Genomic DNA, 19,957 nt, shown 5'->3' with positions numbered 1-19,957 from the left:
TCATCCTCCGAACAGGCGCTTGAGCAGCCCTTTCTTCTGGGCTTCGAGGAAGCGGTGGGGCACTTCCTTGCCAAGCAGGCGTTCGACGGCATCACTGTAGGCCTGACCAGCATCGCTCTTGTCGTCCATGATCACCGGGATGCCCTGGTTGGAGGCCTTGAGGACGGCCTGGGACTCGGGGATCACGCCCAGCAGCGGAATCGACAGGATATCCTCGACGTCGCTGACCGAGAGCATCTCGCCGCTTTCCACGCGGGCCGGGCTGTAGCGGGTCAGCAGCAGGTGTTCCTTGATCCGCTCGCCCTGTTCGGCACGGCGGGACTTGCTCGACAGCACGCCGAGCATGCGGTCGGAGTCGCGGACAGATGACACTTCCGGGTTGGTGACCACGATCGCCTCGTCGGCGAAGTACATGGCCAGGTGAGCGCCCTTCTCGATACCCGCCGGCGAATCGCAGACGATGTAATCGAAGGTTTCGCTCAGCTGATTGAGAACGCCTTCCACTCCCTCCAGAGTCAGCGCGTCCTTGTCCCGGGTCTGGGACGCCGGCAGGATGTAGAGGTTGTCCGAGCGTTTGTCCTTGATCAGCGTCTGATTGAGGTTGGAGTCGCCGTTGATCAGGTTGACGAAGTCGTACACCACACGACGCTCGCAGCCCATGATCAGGTCGAGGTTACGCAGCCCCACATCGAAGTCGATGATGACCGTCTTGTATCCACGCAGAGCGAGCCCGGTACCGATGGCAGCGCTGGTAGTGGTTTTGCCAACGCCCCCCTTGCCTGAGGTAATGACTAGGATCTTTGCCAAAATGACCTTCCTGACTGATCTTTGAATGTTTGATGGGGCGCACAAAATGCTGTGACTGGGCGCCGTTGCTGCTGACCGGCCTGGCCCGGTAACAGCGCTCCAGGCCACGGCATACGGGTGTTTCCGACTGGGAAAACAGTATCTGTCAAAGGGCTGTTATCTTCAAGCTGTCCCCCTCAAGTGCGATCTGCGACGCCGCTTTCCACAACGGCTGCCGGCGCAGGTCCTCGGCGACCTTGTACTGACCCGCCACCGAGACCAGTTCGGCCTCCAGCGACTGACAGAAGATCCGTGCCCCGGTGTCCCCACGCACCCCGGCCAGGGCGCGGCCGCGCAGCGGGCCGTAGACATGGATGTGGCCGTCGGCAAGCAGCTCCGAGCCGGCGCTCACCGGTGCCAGTACTATCAGGTCTCCACCAGGTGCATATACCTGCTGCCCGGAGCGTACCGGCGTGGTGATGACCCTGGTCGGCGTCGGCTGGGCGGGAGCCACTTCCGGCGCCGGCGGGTTGGCGGTTGGTTGTTGGGCAACAGCCTGCGGCTGGGGTTCCGTGGTTTCCAGCGGTTTGTCGCGGCCGCCCCGTCCCGGGGGCAGCAGCACCAGGCTCGACTGCTGCGCCAGCGGGCGGTAATCCTCGGAGCCACGCAGGGCGACCGGCAACAGTCCATGGTCGCGGCAGATGCGCAGCAGCGCAATCAGGCCGGAGATGTCCAGCCGGTCATCAAGTTTTTCCAGGCTGATCAGTACCGGGGTGTCCTGGAAGAAATTCGGTGCCTGCTCGACCTTTTCCGCCAGCTGAATGGCGAAGCGTTCCGGTGCCTGGCGCACCAGTTCCACCACGGTCATGGCCAGCATGCCGCCCTTGAGGTGGAAGACGGGGTCGCTGTCGAGCAGGTCGAGGTTCGAGTTGGAAGTCATGATGGATCCATAGAGCATTGGGTGGGCACACTTATATAGTCTGCAAGAATTGACGGCAAGCCGAAACCGGAATTGATCTTCCTGCCGGGATTTTCCCTCCCGGCGACGGGCCGGGTAGAATGGATGCCCCGTTTCTGTCTGCATGGTTCTGCGATGACTCGTCCCGGCTTCAAGGCTGCACTGCTTCACCCCCGCTACTGGCCGATGTGGCTCGGCCTGGGGGTGCTCTGGCTGATCATCCAGCTGCCCTATCGGGTTCTGCTTCCTTTGGGGCGGGCCGTGGGCTGGCTGATGTACCTGTTCATGCGCGAGCGGCGGGAGATCGCCAGGATCAACCTTGAACTGTGCTTTCCGGACTGGAGTTCGGAGCGCCGGAAGAAGGTGCTGCGGGAGAACTTCGCCTCCAACGGCATCGCCCTGTTCGAGATGGCCATGGCCTGGTGGTGGCCCAAACGGCGACTGGCGCGACTGGCCCGGATCGAAGGTCTTGAACATCTGCAGCAGGCGGCGGCGCAGGGGCAGGGCGTGGTGCTGATGTCAGCGCACTTCACTACGCTGGAAATTGGCGCCGCGCTGCTCGGCCAGAAAGCCACCATCGACGGCATGTACCGAGAGCACAAGAACGCGGCTTTCGACTACGTGCAACGCCGGGGCCGCGAACGGCACAATGCCGACGCCGTGGCGGTGGAGCGCGAGGATGTGCGCAGCATGCTCAAGTCTCTGCGCAAGGGGCGGGCCATCTGGTATGCACCGGACCAGGACTACGGTCGCAAGGCCAGTGTCTTCGTGCCGCTGTTCGGCGTGACCGCTGCCACGGTGACGGCGACCGCGACCTTTGCCCGCCTCGGCAAGGCTCTGGTGGTTCCCTTTACCCAGACCCGGCTGGCGGATGGGAGTGGCTATCTGCTCAGGGTGCATCCGCCACTCGAGGACTTCCCGAGCGGGGATGATGAAACCGACGCGCGGCGGATCAACCAGTGGGTCGAGCAGGAGATACTGCAGCAGCCGGAGCAGTACATGTGGGTACACCGGCGCTTCAAGACACGCCCCGAGGGCGAGCCCCGGCCCTATCCCAAGCGCAGTCGCAAGCGCCGCAAGCGGAGGAGCGCGGCCTGATGAACCGGCCCGGCAGGGAGGCAAGCCAGCGTCTGGCGCTGATTCTCTCCGGAGGCGGCTCCCGGGCCGCCTATCAGGTGGGAGTACTGGCCGGCCTGCGCCAGCTGACCGGGGCGAATGCGCCCAATCCGTTTCCCATCATCACCGGTACTTCCGCCGGGGCGATCAACGCCCTGGCACTGGCGACGCACTCGGCCAGTCTGCATACCGCGGTCGACAGCATGCTGGCGGTCTGGGCCGGCTTTCGCAGTGACCACGTGATGCGCACTGACTGGCCGGGGCTGCTGGCCCAGGCCTGGCGCTGGTCGCACACCAACCTTCTGGGCACGAGCGGTGGGAATACCACCGCGCTGCTGGACAATAGCCCCCTGCGCTCCCTGCTTGCCCGGCACATGCGTTTCGGTTGTATCGAGGAAGGGCTGCAGGCCGGACGCCTGCAGGCGGTCTCGGTCTGCGCCTTCGACTACCATGCCTCGCGCTCGGTGTACTTCTATCAGAGCCACCACCGTATCACCCCCTGGCGGCGGCACCGACGGGTCGGGGTGCAGACCCGGCTGGGGCTCGACCACCTGATGGCCTCGGCGGCGATTCCCCTGCTGTTCCCGCCGGTCTATCTGAACCGCAGCTGGTACGGCGATGGGGCCGTGCGCCAGCAGGCGCCGCTGAGTCCGGCGCTGCACCTTGGAGCCAATCGGGTTCTGGTGATAGGCGTTACTCACCGGACCGGCAGCGGTCCGTCGTCGATGCCCGCGGCTGCGGCCGATCAGACGCCACCGCCACCCACGCTGGCACAGCTGGGCGGCCATCTGCTGCACAGTACCTTCATCGACAACCTGGAAACCGACCTGGAACAGCTGGAGCGCCTCAACTTCCTGGCGTCGCACTCGGCACTGGACGGGCGGGACACCGGTCTGCGGCATGTGGACGTCATGGTGATATCGCCCAGCGAACCGCTGGATGTGATCGCGGCGCGTCACCGGCGCGCGTTGCCGGCGGCGCTGCGGCTGTTTCTGCGCGGCAGTGGTGCCACCCGAAGCTCTGGCAGTGACCTGCTGAGCTACCTGCTGTTCGAGGCGGAGTACTGCAATGAACTGATCGAGCTGGGCCGGCGCGACGCTCTGGCCCGGGCCGATGACCTGTGCAACTTCCTGGGTCTGGAGAGGGTGCAAGCCGGGGCCTGACGTCGGTGCGCCAGACCCCGGGGCGGATCAGCCGACCACCATGATGCGCAGGGCATCCAGGCGGATCTTGGCCTGGCCCAGCACTTCCATGCCCTGTTCGCGCTGGCTCTGCAGCGCATCGATCTCGCTCTGGCGTACCAGCGGGTTGACCTGCTGCAGGGCCTTGAGTCGGGCAATCTCCTCATCCAGCTCACTGGTGAAACGCTCGCTGGCCTGCTGTACCAGCTCGGCATGCTGCAGATCGGCCAGGGCCTCGGCCCGGTCCAACAGCTGCTCCACGGTATCTCGCTGGCTCTTGGCGATCTTGCTGGCCAGGTGCTTGGGCAGACTCTCGAGCTGGGCATCCAGCGTCTCGAAGGCGACCTTGGCAGCCAGGTCGTTGCCACCCACATCCAGCAGCACACGCACCGGTGTCGGCGGCAGATAGCGCTGCAGCTGCAGCTGGCGCGGGGCGATGGCCTCGCTGACGAACAGGCATTCCAGCAGCATGGTGCCGGGCTTGAGTGCCTTGTTCTTGAGCAGTGCCACGGCGCTGTTGCCCATGCTGCTGGACAGCACCAGATCCATGCCACCCTGTAGCATGGGGTGTTCCCAGGTGATGAACTGCATGTCCTCGCGCGACAGGGCGGTGTCCCTGTCGTAGGTGATGGTCACGCCCTCGTCGTCGCCGAGGGGGAAACCGGCATCCAGCATGCGTTCGCTGGGACGCAGCACCAGGGCGTTGTCCGAGTGGTCCTCACTGTCGATGCCGAAGACGTCAAACAGGCGCTCCATATAGATGGGCAGCTGGAAGTCGTTGTCCTGCTGCTCGATGGCGTCGATCAGCTTCTGCGCATCGCCGGTGTGGCCGCGCGAATGCAGCTCCAGCAGGCGGTCGCGACCGCGCTGCAGTTCTGCCTCCAGCTCGCTGCGGGTGCGGGCAGCCTCGGTGAGCAGGGACTGCCATTGCTGCGGGTCCGGATGGTCGAGCTGGCGCAGCAGGCTGGCGCCGAACTGGTGCTGCAGGGCGCTGCCGGCGGGGCAGGTGGCGCGGAAGGCGTTCAGTGCCTGGTCGTACCACTGGAACAGATATTCCTGGGCAGTGCCTTCCAGATAGGGGACATGCAGCTGGATGGTGTGGCGCTGGCCGATACGGTCGAGACGACCGATGCGCTGCTCCAGCAGATCCGGATGGGCGGGCAGGTCGAACATCACCAGATGGTGGGCAAACTGGAAGTTGCGGCCCTCGCTGCCGATCTCGGAACAGATCATCACCTGGGCGCCGAATTCCTCGTCGGCGAAGAAGGCCGCCGCGCGGTCGCGCTCGACTATGCTCATGCCCTCGTGGAAAACCGTGGCCGGGATGCCACTGCGCACGCGCAGGGCATCGTCCAGATCCAGGGCGGTCTCGGCATGCGCGCAGATGACCAGTACCTTGCTGTGCTTGAGCATCTTCAGGGTGTCGATCAGCCAGTCGACCCGGGGGTCCAGTTGCCACCAGCGGCTGCCGTCCGCTTCGGTCTCATCCTGCAGGCCGTTCTCCGGATAAAGCGCGGCGCGCCCTTCCAGGTCCTCATAGATGGCCGGACAGGCCAGCGGGTAGGCGTGCAGCTCCCGCTCGGGGAAACCGCTGATCACCGCGCGGGTGTTGCGGTAGAGCACTCGACCGGTGCCGTGGCGGTCGAGCAGCTGGCGGATCAGACTGCGGCGCGCTTCCTCGGCGACAGTCTCATCGGCGTCGTCCAGCCTGTCGATGATGGCAGTCGCGCTGGCACCGAGCCAGTCGATCAGTGCCAGTCGGTCACTGTCGGCCAGCTGGCGGGTATCGAGCAGGCGCTGTACCGCATCGGCAATCGGCTGATAGCGCTCGTTTTCCTCGCGGAAGGCCTGCAGATCATGGAAACGGTCCGGGTCGAGCAGGCGCAGGCGGGCGAAATGGCTGGCCTGGCCCAGCTGCTCGGGGGTGGCGGTCAGCAGCAGCACGGCGGGAATGCGTCCGGCGAGCTGTTCGATCAGCTGGTATTCGGCGCTGGCGCCGTCCTCGTGCCAGACCAGATGGTGCGCCTCGTCCACTACCAGCATGTCCCAGTCGGTGGCCTGCAGCCATTCGGCGGCGCGGGCATCGGCCAGCAGATACTCCAGGGACACCAGTCCTAGCTGTTCTTCCTCGAAGGGATTGTCCTCGGCGCCCTGGCAGCGCTCGCTGTTGAACAGGGCAAAGCGCAGATTGAAGCGGCGCAGCATTTCCACCAGCCACTGGTGCTGGAGGTTCTCCGGTACCACGATGAGCACCCGGCGGACCCGTCCGGTCTGCAGCTGGCGGTGCAGGATCAGGCCGGCTTCGATGGTCTTGCCCAGGCCGACCTCGTCCGCCAGCAGCACGCGAGGGGCGATACGGTCGGCCACGTCACGGGCGATATGCAGCTGATGGGCAATGGGCTGGGTACGTACACCCGCCAGTCCCAGCAGCGGCGAGCGCTGGATGCGGCAATAATGGCGCAGGCTCTCGTAACGCAGGCCGAACCAGGGCAGGGGGTCTATCTGGCTGGCGAACAGCCGGTCGCTGGCCAGGCGGAACTGGATGAAGTTGTCCAGCATGGTCTCGCTGAAGTCGGCCTCGCTGCCATCCTCGCGCAGTCCGCGGTAATGCAGCAGCCCGTCCCGTTCGCTCACGTCGCTGACGGTCAGGCTCCAGCCCTCGTGATGGGTAATGGTATCGCCGGGACTGAAACGCACCCGGGTCAGCGGGGCGGTGCGAATCGCATAGTGACGGGTCTCGCCACTGGCAGGGAACAGCATGACCACCAGGCGGCCGTCCTGTGATAACACGGTACCCAATCCCAGCTCTGCCTCGCCGTCACTCACCCAGCGCTGTCCGGGGGTAAATACTGTCATGCCTCACTCCTGCGGTACCGAGAAAAGGGCGCTATGGTAACTGATACATGGGTGTGTAAAAACCGCTGGCTGGCGTTGCAACCCAGCCGTACGGGGATAATTATGAACCCGAGCCGACCAACGCACTCTACTAAGGCGATAAGCCGCCGATAATTTGCCTTGAGGCGGTCATACGGGACAGAGCGGATCATTCGGTAGCGAGGCAGGCGATGCAGATTCCAGGATTACCCCCGGCGGGCACCCAGCAGGAGGTGTTCAAGCCGGACCGGCAACCCCGGCCTACCGGGGCGCAAGCGCTGGCACAGGATCCGCTGGCGGATCTGCCAGTGGATCAGGACACTTCCGGTGGTACAGGCCGGCAGCCCCAGCCGCAGGCCGAAACCGCTACGGCTGATGGTGAGACCGATACCGTCCAGACTCAGCCGGACGCTGCCCCGGTCGCAGCGGAGCTGCCGCGCAAGGGGCTGCTGGTTGACATCAGGGCCTGAGCTTTTCATGCTTGGTGGGCCAGATTTCCCAGGAGCCGAGATGTCCGATCCCACCGTGCCCGCCACTGTCATCGATCTTGCCGAAGCGCGCCGTGATCGGCTGCACGATATCCACGAAGCCCGACTGCTCGAAGTGCGCAAAGCCTTCGAGAAGGCATTTCCCCTGCCTGAACCCCCGCCGAAAAAGCCCCGCTCGAAGAAGAAGTCGCGCAAGCGCTGAAAGTCGCTTTAATTGATCCCGGTCAATTACCCTGATCGACCATATGGGTATTCTCTAGCCATACACGGATGCGGAGATGCCCAGATGTTTATTGATGACGCAGTGATTGCCGGTCTGCTTACAGTCGGTCTTATGGTTGTGTTCCTCACCGGGGTAGGCGTGTTCATCTACAAGGATGCGCAGAAGGCCCGCAACAGGAACTCCTGAATTCTCGATTTTCAACGTGCATGGCTCGCAAGGCCTTTAAGCGGTTACTCCGGTAACCGCTTTTTTTTGTTTCAGCGCCAGCCCCGGCAGTCGCCGGGTCCGCTGAAGTTGAATGCGCCACATTCGGGACAGTGATATTGCTGTTTTCCGTTCCTCCAATACCCCGCAGCCCGCTAGACTGGCAGCATCACCTGACTGAGACAGATAACAAGAATGACTCGATGTCGTCGGGGTGGAAACTGGAGGCGGTATGACGAAGAAGATGCGAGTGGTGGTAACCGGAGCGGGCAGTGGACTGGGGCGCGAGCTGGCGTTGCGCTATGCCCGGGAGGGCGCCTGGCTGGCCCTGGCGGATATCCAGGAAGCCGGACTGGGGGAGACGCTTCGCCTGGTCGAACAGGCCGGTGGCAGCGGTTTCACCCGGCGCTGCGATGTCCGCGATTACAGTCAGCTGGCGGCGCTGGCGCAGAGCTGCGAAGAAAGCATGGGTGGCATCGACATCCTGATCAATAACGCCGGGGTCGCCTCCGGTGGCTGGTTCGAGGATCTGACCCTCGACGACTGGGACTGGCAGATCAGTATCAATCTGATGGGTGTGGTCAAGGGCTGCAAGGCCTTCCTGCCGCTGCTGCAGAAGGGTGGGCGCATTATCAATATCGCCTCCATGGCCGCCCTGATGCAGGCCCCGGCCATGAGCAACTACAACGTGGCCAAGGCCGGGGTGGTCGCGCTGTCGGAAAGTCTGCTGTGCGAACTCCAGCCCAAGGGCATCGCCGTGCATGTTGTCTGCCCCTCCTTCTTCCAGACCAACCTGATGGATTCCTACCGCGGGCCGGATTCCGGATCCAAGGAGGACATTGCTCGCTTGCTGGAAAGCTCGCCGATTTCGGCAGCAGATATCGCCGAGATCATTCACCGCGAAAGTCAGGCCGGCACCTTCATGATCCTGCCCCATGACAAGGGGCGCGAAGCCTGGGAGCTCAAGCAGAGCAACCCCCGGCTGATCCATGAAGAAATGGTGAAGCTGGCTGTCAAGAAACTGGCCAAGCGCGCCTGATTCCCTTCCAGGGGGAAGTGCTCTGCTTCCCCCTTCGCCTACCGTTCGTCGCCCGAGTCAAGTCCATTCGTCTCGTTGGTGCCTCTCTTTTTTTGAGCTAGTTCAAATATTTAACCTATGCCATGGCGATATCGTATCGCCTGCATGTCAAAAATATGTCTCAATTTGATTGACTTGGATCGATTCGCTGGTAAATTGACGCTTGCCCCGGTTGGTGGGCAGGGAGTGCCAATATGGAAATCAGCGTTTTCGGTACGGGATACGTAGGACTGGTTCAAGCCGCCGCTCTGGCGGATGTAGGACATCAGGTCATCTGCGTCGACATCGATCCAAGGAAAATAGCCCAGCTGCAACGCGGCGTGCCGACCATTCACGAGCCGGGTCTGGCGGAAATGCTGGAACGCAATCTCGCCGAGGGCCGGCTGGGGTTCACCACCCAGGCATCGGACGCCGTCCTCCATGCAGACATCATCTTCATTGCCGTAGGTACGCCGCCCAACGAGGACGGTTCCGCCGACCTCGGTCACGTCCTCGACGTGGCTCGGGAGATCGCCCGGCTGATGGACCGCGACAAGACTCTCATCATCAAGTCCACTGTACCAGTGGGTACCGCCGACCGTGTGCTGGCGGTGGCTCGCGAAACGCTGGCCGAGCTTGGCAAGGGCATGTTGAACGTCAGCATAGTCTCCAATCCCGAGTTTCTCCGTGAAGGCTCGGCGGTCAACGACTGCATCCGCCCGGACCGTATCGTTGCCGGTTGCCCGGACGAGGCAACCAGGCAATGCATTGCCAAGCTCTATGCGCCCTTCAACCACAACCATGATCGTATCCTGTTCATGGATAACCGCAGTGCCGAGCTGGTGAAGTACGCCTCCAACGCCATGCTTGCGACCCGTATCAGCTTCATGAACGAGATTGCCCTGCTGGCGGACCGCCTCGGGGTGGATGTCAATGCCGTGCGCAAGGGGCTGGGATCGGATTCGCGCATCGGCTATCACTTCCTTTACCCGGGTTGCGGGTTTGGCGGCTCCTGCTTTCCCAAGGATCTCAAGGCACTGATCCGCACCGCCGAGGAGCAGGACGTGCCGCCCCTGCTGTTGCGGGCGGTCAGCGAGGTGAACAACCAGCAGCGACTGGTGCTGTTCAGGCGGTTGCAGGAGTTCTTCGAGGGTGATCTGCGTGGCAAGGTCATTGCCCTGTGGGGGCTGGCTTTCAAGCCCAATACCGATGACATGCGCGAAGCCCCCAGCCGCTATCTGATGGAGGCGCTGTGGGCGGCCGGGGCCGTGGTCCAGGCCTATGACCCGGAGGCCATGACCGAGTGCCGGCGCCTCTACGGTTATCGCCCGGACCTGCAATTGTGCGCCACCCGCGATGACTGTCTGCAGAATGCCGATGCGCTGGTCATCTGTACGGAGTGGAAGACCTTTCGCGTTGTCGACTTCGACCTGCTGCGGGACAAGCTGCGCTCCCGCCTGATTCTGGATGGCCGCAATCTCTATGATCCGGCCGAGGTGGCCCGCGCGGGGTTGCACTACCGAGGCATAGGGGTTCCCTATCAGGCGCCTGCAGCATGAGAATCCTGGTTACCGGAGGTGCCGGGTTCATCGGCGCCCACTGCGTTCATCGCCTGGTCCGTGAAGGACACCAGCTGTGCGTGGTGGACAACTTCAACGACTATTACTCGCCCCAGCTGAAGGAGGATCGGATCACCTGGCTGCGTCGGGAAGTCGACAGTTTCGACCTGCACAGACTGGATATCGCCGACAGCAGTGGCCTGCTCGAACTCTTCGAGCAGTTTCGACCGGAGGTGGTACTGCATCTGGCCGCTCAGGCCGGGGTTCGCTATTCGATCGAGCGTCCGGATGTCTACCTGCAATCGAATCTGGTGGGCTTTCTCAATCTGCTGGAAGCCTGTCGCGCATTCATGCCCCGGCATCTGGTCTATGCCTCGTCCAGTTCGGTTTACGGCGCCAACGAGCACATTCCCTACTCGGAAAAAGACAACGTGGACCATCCGTTGTCGTTGTACGCCGCAACCAAGAAGGCCAACGAAGGCCTGGCGCACGCCTATGCCCATCTCTACGACATCCCCTGCACCGGCCTGCGGTTTTTTACGGTATATGGTCCCTGGGGGCGCCCCGACATGTCGCCGATGCTGTTTGCCCATGCCATCAGTGAAGGGCGGCCGGTCAAGCTGTTCAATTACGGTCGTCACCGGCGGGATTTCACCTACATCGATGACGTAGTCGAATCCATCACCCGGTTGCTGGACAAGGCACCGGCCCGGAGCCTGACCTGGGATGGCAGTGCTTCGACCAGCTACGCGCCCTGGCGGATCTGCAACATTGGCGGCCAGCGCCCGGTACATCTGATCGATTACATCGCGATTCTGGAGCGTCGGCTCGGGCGCGAGGCGGTTCTGGAGTTTCTCCCGCTACAGCCCGGGGACGTACTGGAGACCTGCGCCGATACTCGCGCCCTGGAGCAGCTCACCGGGTTCGCCCCCCGGGTGGATCTGGAGCAGGGGCTGGCCCTGTTCGTGAAGTGGTTTCGTACATATACCTGTTAACACCGCCATGGAGAAGTGGACATGGACGACGCATCACCCGTGCTGGAAGTCGGCAGCATAGTCTCCCCGTCGGCAGACCGACGGGATCATGTATTCAGACAGAAGATGGACAATGCCCTGCGGGTGCACGACCGGGGCTGGATCACCGGCCGAATCGGTGGCCGGCCATGGACGCTGTCCCGTTGCAATCGCTGGGTGTCGGCATTGATCGCCGCGTTGCTGCTGGTGCTTATATCGCCGCTGCTGCTGGCTATCGCGCTGGCCATCAAGCTCGGCAGCCCTGGGCCGGTATTCTTCATTCAGGAGCGTACGGGCTTTCGCGGCAGGCGCTTCGGCATGTTCAAGTTCCGCACCATGGTGGTCAATGCCGAGGAGCTCAAGGAGTCTCTGCGGCATCTGAACAAGCATGGCAAGGATTCGGTCGACTTCAAGATCGACAGGGATCCGCGCATCAAGGGGATCGGTCGCCATCTGCGCCGCTCCAGTCTGGATGAGCTGCCCAATCTGATCAACGTGGTGCTGGGCCACATGCGTCTGGTGGGCCCCCGACCGACGTCATTCAAGGCCACCACCTACCATGACCACCATCTGGGTCGCCTGAGCATCTATCCCGGTATCACCGGGTTGTGGCAGGTGTCCGGGCGCAGCGATGTGGGCTTCGACGAGCGGGTCGAGCTGGACATGAAATACATCGCCCAACAGGGTCCGCTGATGGACCTGAAGATACTTCTGATAACCCCCTTCAAGGTGCTGAACGGCCAGGGAGCAAGTTGATATGGAAAGGATGTCGAATGCGATTCGCGCGCGGCGACCGAGCGAGAGCAATCTCGCCGCGCTGGCCGTGGATCAGGACCTCAAGGTGATACTGGTCACAGCGGCCAGCCCGGGCAGCGGGACATCGTCCTGCACCCTGACACTGGCGGGGGAACTGGCGCAGACTAGCCGGGAACCAGTGCTGGTGGTGGATGCCTGCCTGTCCGATGCGGGGCTGACCCGGGCGCACAAGCTCGAGGACCGGCCGGGTTTTCTCGACCTTCTGGCGACGTCACAGATGGCGCCCCAGTCCTGTGTAGTCAAGCTGGAGCAGCAACCCTTCGACTTTCTGCCGCTGGGCGGCAACGGGACACTGGATCCCAAGGCCCTGCCGCAACTGTTCGCTGCGCTGGGGCAGCATTATCGCTTCGTGATTCTCGATGGCGACGCCGTCTATGCCAACTCCGGCCTGGTCAGTCTGGCCGCTCGGGTCGACGGTGTGGTGCTGGTGGTACGCGCGGAGGAAACGCGCTGGGAAGTAGCCCAGGCAGCGGTGCAGCGGCTGAATCAGGCGGACGCCCGCGTGATCGGCAGCATATTCAATGCCCGGCGCTATTACATGCCGAAATGGATTTACGACAATCTTTGAGCGAGCGACCCATGAGAATACCGTTATCGACCCTGATGCTGGGGCTTGTGCTGGGCGGCTGCTCGAGCGTGCAGGAAAGCCAGTTGCCGGTACAGCTGGTGACAGCACCGGCGGAACACAGTCAGGCATCCGAAGTAATGCCCATCAAACAGCTGCTGCGTCCCGGCGACGTACTGGATGTGATCTTTCATCTCAATACCTCCAGCGATGGCCCTTACCGCATCCAGCGCGGTGACCATCTGGAAATGATGTTCCTGACCACCAGTGAACTCAATGGTACGCGCATCGTCATGCCCGATGGCGTGGTCGACATGCCCTATGTGGGAGCCATAGAGGTGGCCGGCCTGTCGGTGGCTGATGTTCAGCGCAAGGTGATCGAGCAATACAGTCGGGTACTGCGCCGACCGGAGATCGTGGTCTCGGTGGCCAGGCCCATGGCCCAGCTGGAGAACCTGCGCATGACGCTGAACCACCCGGCTACTGGCATGAGCCGCGAGATCACCGTCGGCGCGGACGGTCGTGCAAGCTTTCCCCTGGTGGGCACCCTGGCACTGCAGGGCAAGAGCGTCGAGGACGTGGTGGCAGAGCTGAATCAGCTGTATGCCGCCGAGTTCGGCGAGATCCGCGCCGATGTGCTGCTCAAGTCGACCGTGGCCAACGAGGTCTACGTGCTTGGTGCCGTCACCCAGCCCGGTGCCTACCCGGTGCGGCGTCCGGTCTCGGTGCTGGAGGCCCTGACCATGGCCCAGGGGCCGCTGCTGGGTGCCAACCTCGAGACGGTGGCGATCATGCGCCGGCGCGGTAACGAGGTGGCCGTGCATCTGTACGATGTGGATGCGGCTCTCAAGGGCCAGGCGCAGGCCTTTGCCTATCTGCAGCCCGATGACCTGATCTATGTACCCAAGACCCGCCTGACCAGAGCCGGCGAGGTCAGCCGCCAGTTGGCGGACGTGGTGCTTTTCCAGGGCGTCGGCTTCAGCTTCTCCTACCGTGTGGATAACAAAGATGACGACTGATCAAGGACGGGTCATGAACAGAATGGAAAACTATCTGCACGACTTCCTGCGAGTACTGTTCGTGCACAGGCGACTGATCAAGCGGGTGTTCCTGCTGTTCGCACTGATCACGCTGTTGCTGCCGCTGGTGCTCAAGCAGACCTTCGAGATCAGTGCGGATATCATCGTGCAGTCCAAGAAGTTGTCCCAGGCTGACGTCAGCACGGCGCTCAGCCAGGAAAGCGACAAGTTCATTCCGCCGACGCTGACGGACATGGAAACCGAGGTCAATATCCTGCGCTCCACCACCCTGATCCGGCAGACCATCGCCGAACTCCGGGAAGAGGGCAGCTACGATCCGCGTCCGGGCCTGCTGAACAAATGGCTGGTCCGGCCTCTGAAGACCTACATCGCCAATCCGATCCGCAATCACGTGGTCAATCCGCTGCGTCACCTGCTCGGACTTGAGACCGACCCGGTGCGCGACACTACCCTTGATGCCTGGACCGAACAGGCAGCGAAGGCGTTGACCATCGAGACCCGCCCGGGTTCGAACGTAATAACCGTGGTCTACGACTTCCCGGACCCGGTGCAGGGTACCCGCTTTGTCGAGCGCCTGCTGGCCAACTACCTGCTCAATCGGCAGATGCTGCAGTCCAACGACCTGCCACAGCATTTCTATGAGCAGAAGAAGGCACAGTACGAACAGCGCCTGGATGATCTGGAGGCGCAGCGTCTGGAGCTGCTGGCTGCGGCCAACGCATCGGACCCGGCGGAAGAGATCACCTTCCGTCTCAACGCCATCAATACCGAGGAGCAGGCGCTCAACCAGTACCGCGACCGCGCTCTGGAGAGCCAGCGCTGGCGTGACTACCTGCAGGCCAGTCTGCAGGAGGCGCGCAGGTCGGGCCTGACCGATTACACCTTCCCCTATGCCTTCGCCAACATCATCGACAACATCGCCTACGAGGATCGGGAGATCAAACAGCTGGGCGAGCAGCTGGCGGAGCAGGTCGGACGTTACGCCAGCGCGGCAGCGTCCTATCAGGATGACAGTCTGCCGATCCGCGAGCAGCGCCGGCAGATCACCCAGACCCGCAATCAATTCCTGCAGGTGGTTGAGAATCGCATCCGCGAGCGCAGTGAAGACCTGGCGATCATGCACTCGGTGATCACCCAGAAGGAGGAGCGGATCGCCCAGTACAAGGATCGCATCCGCCTGCTGCAGGAGGTGCAGAGCAAGCTGCGCCAGCTGGATACCGAGATTGACGCGCTGCACAAGGCGTTCTTCACCTATACCCAGCGCTCCGAGGAAAGTCGCAGTCAGGGTCTGATCGATGGTTCCCTGTCCAATGCCCGGATCCTCAGTCAGCCCTATGAGCCGACTGAACCGGCGTTTCCCAAGCCGCTGCTGATCATCCCGCTGGGATTGCTGACCGGGCTGCTGCTCGCTCTGGCGCTGGCCTATGTGCGGGAGTTCTTCGACCATCGCTTCAAGCAGCCGTCACAGGTGCCCCAGCATCTGGGCCTGCCGGTGCTGCTGGTGATCAATGCTGACGAGACGCCGGTGATCAATCAGCACCGCCCGGGCAGCTGGCGCTGGTTCTGGCATTGGGCACGGACGTGAACATCAATCACGTGATTCACAGCGGGGGCTTCTACGGCGCCGAGCGCATGCTGCTGGATCACTGTCTGCAGGTACCGGGTCGTCATCGAGTGATCTTCCTCGACGGGCCCGGCGAGCTGCTGCGCCGCTTCAGTGAAGCCGGGGTGACCGCGGTCCCCTGTGCCGGACTGAAGAGCCTGTATACCGAGCTGCGTCGGCACCCGGGTCTGCTCAATGCGCACAACTTCCGTGCGCAGCTGTTCAGCTGGCTGTGTGCCCGACGGCTGGCCATGCCGCTGGTGTGGACGCAGCATGGTTTCACGCCCAGAAGCCTGAAGCAGCAGTTCTATACCTGGCTGGCGTTGCGCATGGGGCGCAGCAGGACAGTCACCCGGGTGGCCTGCGTTTCCCGTGGAGTCGCCGAGCTGCACCTGAGCGCGGGGGTCTGCGCCGGCAAGCTGCGGGTGATTCCCAATGGTCTGCCGCCACGAGCGTCGCTGCCCCGGGCGGTGACCACGCCGCTGGTAGGCTACGTCGGGCGACTGAGCCACGAGAAGGGTCCAGATCAGTTTCTCGACGCGCTGTTACCGGTGCTGGTGCGTCGTCCGGAAGCCCAGGCGGTGCTCATCGGCGATGGCCCGCTGGAGGACAGCCTGGCTGCGCGGATCCAGGCGGCGGGGCTCGGGCGGCGTATTCATCTGGCCGGTTACCAGACCGATATCGCGGCCTGGCTGGCGCGCCTTTCCGTTCTGGTAATCAGCTCCCGAACCGAGGGCACACCCATGGTGCTGCTGGAGGCCATGGCGGCGGGCACGCCGGTGGCCGCCTTCGCTGTCGGCGGCATCCCGGACGTGGTGGAGAACGGGGAACATGCCCTGCTCGCGCCGCCGGGACAGAGTGCCTTGCTGGGCGACTGCGTGCTGCGCCTGCTGGAAGACAAGTCGCTGGCAGATCGTCTGGCACGCGCCGCGCGGCTGCGCCAGGCCAGCGAGTATGCCTTGCCTCAATTGGCGGTGCGCTGGCAGGAACTGTATCGCCAGGCGCAGGAGGAGCGAGCATGCTGATAGTCGCGATGATGGGGATGATGTTGGGCCTGGCCTGCGTGCTGGCCCTTGCAAGTCCCTGGCCCTGGCTTGCGCCCATGGTGATAGGCGCGTTGGCCGTGGTCGCCTTCCTCTACCGGCGACCGGGCTGGGGACTGCTCGGACTGGTGGTACTGGTGCCGCTCGAGGGGTTGTTCAAGGAACTGGCGTTTTCCCCGGCCAAGTTCCTGGGGGCCTCGCTGATCGGCATTCTGCTGATGCAGCTGCTGCTGCGCCAGTTACCGGAGGGACGGGCGCGCAGCAATCTGTGGCCGCTGCTGTTGCTGTTCCTGCTGTGGGTGGGATTGAGTTTCCTGTTCAGCAGCAACCATCCGGCATCGCTGGGCAACCTGCGGGAACTGCTGATAGGCATGACCCTGTTCGGCATAGTCCTGCTGGTAGGGCGAGACGTGCCATTGCTGCCGCTGTGCCGGTTGCTGGTGATCAGTGTGGCGGCCACCTGCCTCATCGCCCTGTTTTCCGCCCGGCACCAGGTACAGGGGCGTGCGGTCGGCCTGTTGCAGGACGCCAACTACTTTGCCCTGCTGATCACGGTTGCCATGCCCCTGGCGGTATTGCTGGCCATGCGCGCCCGGCACTGGCTGACGCGGTTGTTGTGGCTGGGGCTGGGGGTGGTACTGCTGGCGGGGATGACCCGAACCGACTCGCGGTCAGGGTTGGTGGTGCTGCTGCTCGCTCTGCTCGTTGGGCTCTGGCACCACCGGGCACGCTTGGCCCGCATCCGGCCCAGACACCTGGGATTCATCATGCTGGGCGCGGCGCTGCTGGTGCCGCTGGGGCTGATGTCGGTGCCGGACGACTACGTCGAGCGCATCAAGTCCCTGTCGATCCTCCGGTCCGGGGTCAATGCCCATCAGGACGCTTCCCTGGGTCGCCGGGCCTCCTATCTGCTGGTCGGTGGCGAGATGATCCGGGAGGATCCGGTGTTCGGCGGCGGTCCCGGCACCTTCGCCCTGCGCTACGCGACTACCGGTTACGCCAAGGCCTTCTCCGACAGCAGTGACAGCCTGGACATCTACCGCCGTGCGCACAACACCTACCTGGAGATCTTCGCCGAGATGGGTATTCCCGCAGGGTTGCTGTTTCTTGCGCTGCTGCTGATGGGCTGGCGCAACTTCGAGCGGGCGCGGCGCGCCTGGCTGGACCGCGGGGAGCGCGAGCTGGCCGATCTGGTAGTGCACCTGGGCCTGGCCTTCTTCTCCATGACCCTGTTCCTGTTGTTTCTCAGCGTGCCCAACCACAAGTTGCTCTGGTTGCTGCTGGGCCTGTCCTGGGTGTTGCGTCAACAGGCCGAGTCCGGTGGCCCGGCGGAGGTCCGTAGCGCATGAAGCTCAGCGTGATCATCCCCATGTTCAATGAAGAGCGGCATATCGCCCGTACCCTGGCGAGCGTACGCACCGCCGCCGAGCATGCTGGTATTGCCTGCGAGCTGCTGGTGGTGGATAACGGCTCCACTGATGCCAGCTCGCAGCTGGCCCGGGAGGCCGGTGCCCGCGTGCTGGATGGTGCCGGCCTGGGGATAGGGGCCCTGCGTAACCTCGGGGCACGGTCGGCGCAAGGTCAGTGGCTGGCCTTTCTGGATGCCGACATGGAAATGCCGGCGGACTGGTTCATTCTCGGGCGCAACATCTTTGAGCAGGACAGGGCTGATGTCTTTGCCCTGGAATGCGCCGCGCCGGCGGAAGCCCCCTGGTTCGCCCGGAGCTGGCAGCTACGTAATCAGAGCACCGGTGCTGCACGCCTGCGTGACTGGCTGCCCAGTGCCAACCTGTGTCTGCCGAGAAACTGGTTCGAACGGGTAGGGGGGTTCGACGAGCAGCTGCGCACCGGCGAGGACAAGGAACTGGGCCTGCGCCTGCATGCCGCCGGTGCCCGCCTGCTGCTGATGCCGACTCCCCCAGCGTTGCACTGGGGTTATGAGGCCAGCTGGGCAGAGTGGCTGGGAAAGGAGTGGTGGCGCCAGGGCAGTCATCTGCAGCTGCTGCGGGAACATCCCGGCTTGCGGCAGTGGCGCTTTCCGCTACTGGCCTTGGCGGTATCGGCGGCTTCTCTGCTGAGCCTCGCATCGGTGTTGTCCATTCGCCCAGATATGGCTTTCCTGCTGCTGTTGCCCGGTGTCCTGATCGCCCTGGCCCTGTCTCTGCGCCAGAGCTGGCGGCATCGTGATCCGCTGCTCAGCCTGCAGCTGGCCGGCCTGCACTGGTTGCGTCTGCACCTGACTGCCGCAGGTCTGATCGCCGCGCTTTTCAACCATTCCTCGCGGAGGCCCGCCCGTGGCTGAATTCCTTTTCTGGACCTGTCTGCTGCTGCCGGCCTATGCCTGGCTGGGTTATCCGCTCGTTCTGCGGGTACTTGGAACCTTCATCTCACGCCCGGTGCGAAGCGGCAACAGCGCGCTGTCGGTGAGTATCATCATCGCTGCACATAATGAGGCGGCGCACATCCAGAGCAAGATCCGCAGCCTCCTGGGGCAGGGCTATCCGGCCTCGGCGCTGGAGATTCTGGTGGCCAGCGACGGCTCCAGCGATGATACCGTTGCCCTGGCCGAAGCGGTGGGAAACGCACGGGTGCGGGTGCTGGATCTGCCACGCATGGGCAAGACCCGGGCGCTCAACGCCGCGGTCGCGGAGGCTCGGTACGAGGTGCTGGTATTCACCGATGCGGATAACGTCTGGACGGCCGAGACTCTCAATCATCTGCTGGCCCCCCTGGCTGATCCCACTGTCGGCTGTTGCGGCGGCACCCTGGTAGTGCACAGGTCGGGTTCGTCGCTGAGCATCGGTGACCGCTGGTATCGCCGTTACGAGGCCTGGTTGCGTGAGCTGGAGAACCGGGTTGGTTGCATGGTCTCCGCCGATGGCGCACTGCTGGCCCTGCGCCGGGAGCTGTGGCAGCCGATTCCGGACGAGGTGAATGACGACTTCTTTCTGAGTACCTGTGCCCCGGTTCAGGGGCAGCGTATCGTCCATGTGCCGGGCGCCGTGGTGCTGGATCATGGACTGGCCGAAGCGGACAAGCAGCTGCATCGCCGCATCCGGGTGACGGTGGGCGGCCTGCAAAGCCTGCTGGTACGACGTCAGCTGCTCAACCCCATGCGCTATGGTGCCTACGCCCTGGCACTGATCAGTCACAAGGTACTTCGACGGTTTGCACCGCTGTTGTTGGTTCCGCTGCTGCTCGCCAATCTGGCGCTATGGGACGCCGGTCCGCTGTACCGGTTCAGTCTGCTGCTGCAACTGACCGGCTATGCCGTTGGCCTGGCCGGTCTGTTCGATCGGAGTGATCGCCTGCCGTGCGCCTTTCGCCTGGCCGGCTTCTTTCTGGTGACGCTGGTCGGCATGGCAGTGGGCCTGGTTCAGTTCATCCGCGGGCGGCGCTACAGCCTGTGGAATCCGCAGCAGAGTCGATGA

19 protein-coding genes are annotated in these 19,957 nt (G+C 63.5%); 16 read left to right on the top strand and 3 right to left on the bottom strand.

Going from position 1 to position 19,957, the window contains the following annotated elements; translation table 11 throughout:
• Together minD and minC are read right to left on the bottom strand one after the other, a co-directional pair.
• On the bottom strand, window positions 1-807 hold the full coding sequence (gene minD / locus BM046_RS05950) for a septum site-determining protein MinD (protein WP_090537985.1): 807 nt from the start codon (window positions 805-807) through the stop codon (window positions 1-3).
• A 145-nt stretch (window positions 808-952) separates the two neighbouring features.
• The gene (minC, locus tag BM046_RS05945) at window positions 953-1,726 is read right to left on the bottom strand and encodes a septum site-determining protein MinC (RefSeq protein ID WP_090537982.1); all 774 of its coding nucleotides are present in this window, start codon (window positions 1,724-1,726) and stop codon (window positions 953-955) included.
• 153 nt (window positions 1,727-1,879) lie between these two features.
• On the opposite strand from minC, the gene BM046_RS05940 reads away from it, so the two are divergent.
• Together BM046_RS05940 and BM046_RS05935 are read left to right on the top strand one after the other, a co-directional pair.
• Window positions 1,880-2,842, top strand: a complete 963-nt coding sequence (locus BM046_RS05940) for a lipid A biosynthesis lauroyl acyltransferase (RefSeq protein ID WP_090537980.1) — start codon at window positions 1,880-1,882, stop codon at window positions 2,840-2,842.
• Window positions 2,842-4,023 carry a patatin-like phospholipase family protein gene (locus BM046_RS05935; protein ID WP_090537978.1) on the top strand — a complete coding sequence of 394 codons (1,182 nt, stop codon included), beginning with the start codon at window positions 2,842-2,844 and terminating at the stop codon, window positions 4,021-4,023. Before BM046_RS05940 ends, BM046_RS05935 begins: the two co-directional genes overlap by 1 nt.
• 27 nt (window positions 4,024-4,050) lie before the next feature.
• Here the strand turns inward: BM046_RS05935 and rapA are convergent, their stop codons facing one another.
• Window positions 4,051-6,897 carry an RNA polymerase-associated protein RapA gene (gene rapA / locus BM046_RS05930; RefSeq protein WP_090537976.1) on the bottom strand — a complete coding sequence of 949 codons (2,847 nt, stop codon included), beginning with the start codon at window positions 6,895-6,897 and terminating at the stop codon, window positions 4,051-4,053.
• Between the two features lie 209 nt (window positions 6,898-7,106).
• On the opposite strand from rapA, the gene BM046_RS05925 reads away from it, so the two are divergent.
• The 14 genes from BM046_RS05925 (at window position 7,107) to BM046_RS05865 (ending at window position 19,957) form a co-directional block, all read left to right on the top strand.
• Entirely contained in the window at window positions 7,107-7,385 is a 279-nt protein-coding gene (locus BM046_RS05925) for a hypothetical protein (protein ID WP_090537974.1), read from the top strand.
• 40 nt (window positions 7,386-7,425) lie between these two features.
• The gene (locus tag BM046_RS05920; protein WP_090537972.1) at window positions 7,426-7,605 is read left to right on the top strand and encodes a hypothetical protein; all 180 of its coding nucleotides are present in this window, start codon (window positions 7,426-7,428) and stop codon (window positions 7,603-7,605) included.
• An 84-nt stretch (window positions 7,606-7,689) separates the two neighbouring features.
• Complete coding sequence (ccoM, locus tag BM046_RS16485) at window positions 7,690-7,812, top strand: cytochrome c oxidase subunit CcoM (RefSeq protein WP_268875170.1); 123 nt, start codon at window positions 7,690-7,692, stop codon at window positions 7,810-7,812.
• Window positions 7,813-8,062: 250 nt separating this feature from the next.
• Window positions 8,063-8,869 (top strand): SDR family oxidoreductase, encoded by an 807-nt coding sequence (locus BM046_RS05915; RefSeq protein WP_090537970.1) that lies wholly within the window; start codon window positions 8,063-8,065, stop codon window positions 8,867-8,869.
• A 233-nt stretch (window positions 8,870-9,102) separates the two neighbouring features.
• Window positions 9,103-10,446 carry a UDP-glucose dehydrogenase family protein gene (locus BM046_RS05910; protein ID WP_090537968.1) on the top strand — a complete coding sequence of 448 codons (1,344 nt, stop codon included), beginning with the start codon at window positions 9,103-9,105 and terminating at the stop codon, window positions 10,444-10,446.
• The gene (locus BM046_RS05905; RefSeq protein WP_090537966.1) at window positions 10,443-11,441 is read left to right on the top strand and encodes an NAD-dependent epimerase/dehydratase family protein; all 999 of its coding nucleotides are present in this window, start codon (window positions 10,443-10,445) and stop codon (window positions 11,439-11,441) included. Before BM046_RS05910 ends, BM046_RS05905 begins: the two co-directional genes overlap by 4 nt.
• Window positions 11,442-11,546: 105 nt before the next feature.
• The gene (locus BM046_RS05900; RefSeq protein ID WP_235818589.1) at window positions 11,547-12,215 is read left to right on the top strand and encodes a sugar transferase; all 669 of its coding nucleotides are present in this window, start codon (window positions 11,547-11,549) and stop codon (window positions 12,213-12,215) included.
• Window position 12,216: 1 nt separating this feature from the next.
• A complete protein-coding gene (locus tag BM046_RS05895) occupies window positions 12,217-12,843 on the top strand; it encodes a CpsD/CapB family tyrosine-protein kinase (RefSeq protein ID WP_177197800.1) in 627 nt (208 codons plus the stop codon).
• An 11-nt stretch (window positions 12,844-12,854) separates the two neighbouring features.
• The gene (locus tag BM046_RS05890; protein WP_090537963.1) at window positions 12,855-13,859 is read left to right on the top strand and encodes a polysaccharide biosynthesis/export family protein; all 1,005 of its coding nucleotides are present in this window, start codon (window positions 12,855-12,857) and stop codon (window positions 13,857-13,859) included.
• Between the two features lie 13 nt (window positions 13,860-13,872).
• Window positions 13,873-15,465, top strand: a complete 1,593-nt coding sequence (locus tag BM046_RS05885) for a GumC family protein (protein WP_090537961.1) — start codon at window positions 13,873-13,875, stop codon at window positions 15,463-15,465.
• A gap of 47 nt (window positions 15,466-15,512) precedes the next feature.
• The gene (locus BM046_RS05880) at window positions 15,513-16,508 is read left to right on the top strand and encodes a glycosyltransferase family 4 protein (protein WP_090538414.1); all 996 of its coding nucleotides are present in this window, start codon (window positions 15,513-15,515) and stop codon (window positions 16,506-16,508) included.
• Complete coding sequence (locus BM046_RS05875; protein ID WP_090537959.1) at window positions 16,502-17,875, top strand: O-antigen ligase family protein; 1,374 nt, start codon at window positions 16,502-16,504, stop codon at window positions 17,873-17,875. The genes BM046_RS05880 and BM046_RS05875 overlap by 7 nt, the downstream gene beginning before the upstream one ends.
• Window positions 17,872-18,828: a glycosyltransferase family 2 protein gene (locus tag BM046_RS05870; protein WP_090537957.1), complete on the top strand. Its 957-nt coding sequence runs from the start codon at window positions 17,872-17,874 to the stop codon at window positions 18,826-18,828. Before BM046_RS05875 ends, BM046_RS05870 begins: the two co-directional genes overlap by 4 nt.
• Complete coding sequence (locus tag BM046_RS05865; RefSeq protein ID WP_090537955.1) at window positions 18,821-19,957, top strand: glycosyltransferase; 1,137 nt, start codon at window positions 18,821-18,823, stop codon at window positions 19,955-19,957. Before BM046_RS05870 ends, BM046_RS05865 begins: the two co-directional genes overlap by 8 nt.

Origin of the sequence: Halopseudomonas formosensis, from assembly GCF_900115905.1 — a bacterium.
Classification (GTDB): Bacteria; Pseudomonadota; Gammaproteobacteria; order Pseudomonadales; family Pseudomonadaceae; genus Halopseudomonas; species Halopseudomonas formosensis.
Note: the sequence above shows the minus strand (reverse complement) of the source record. Positions and strands in the feature narration are given on the sequence as shown.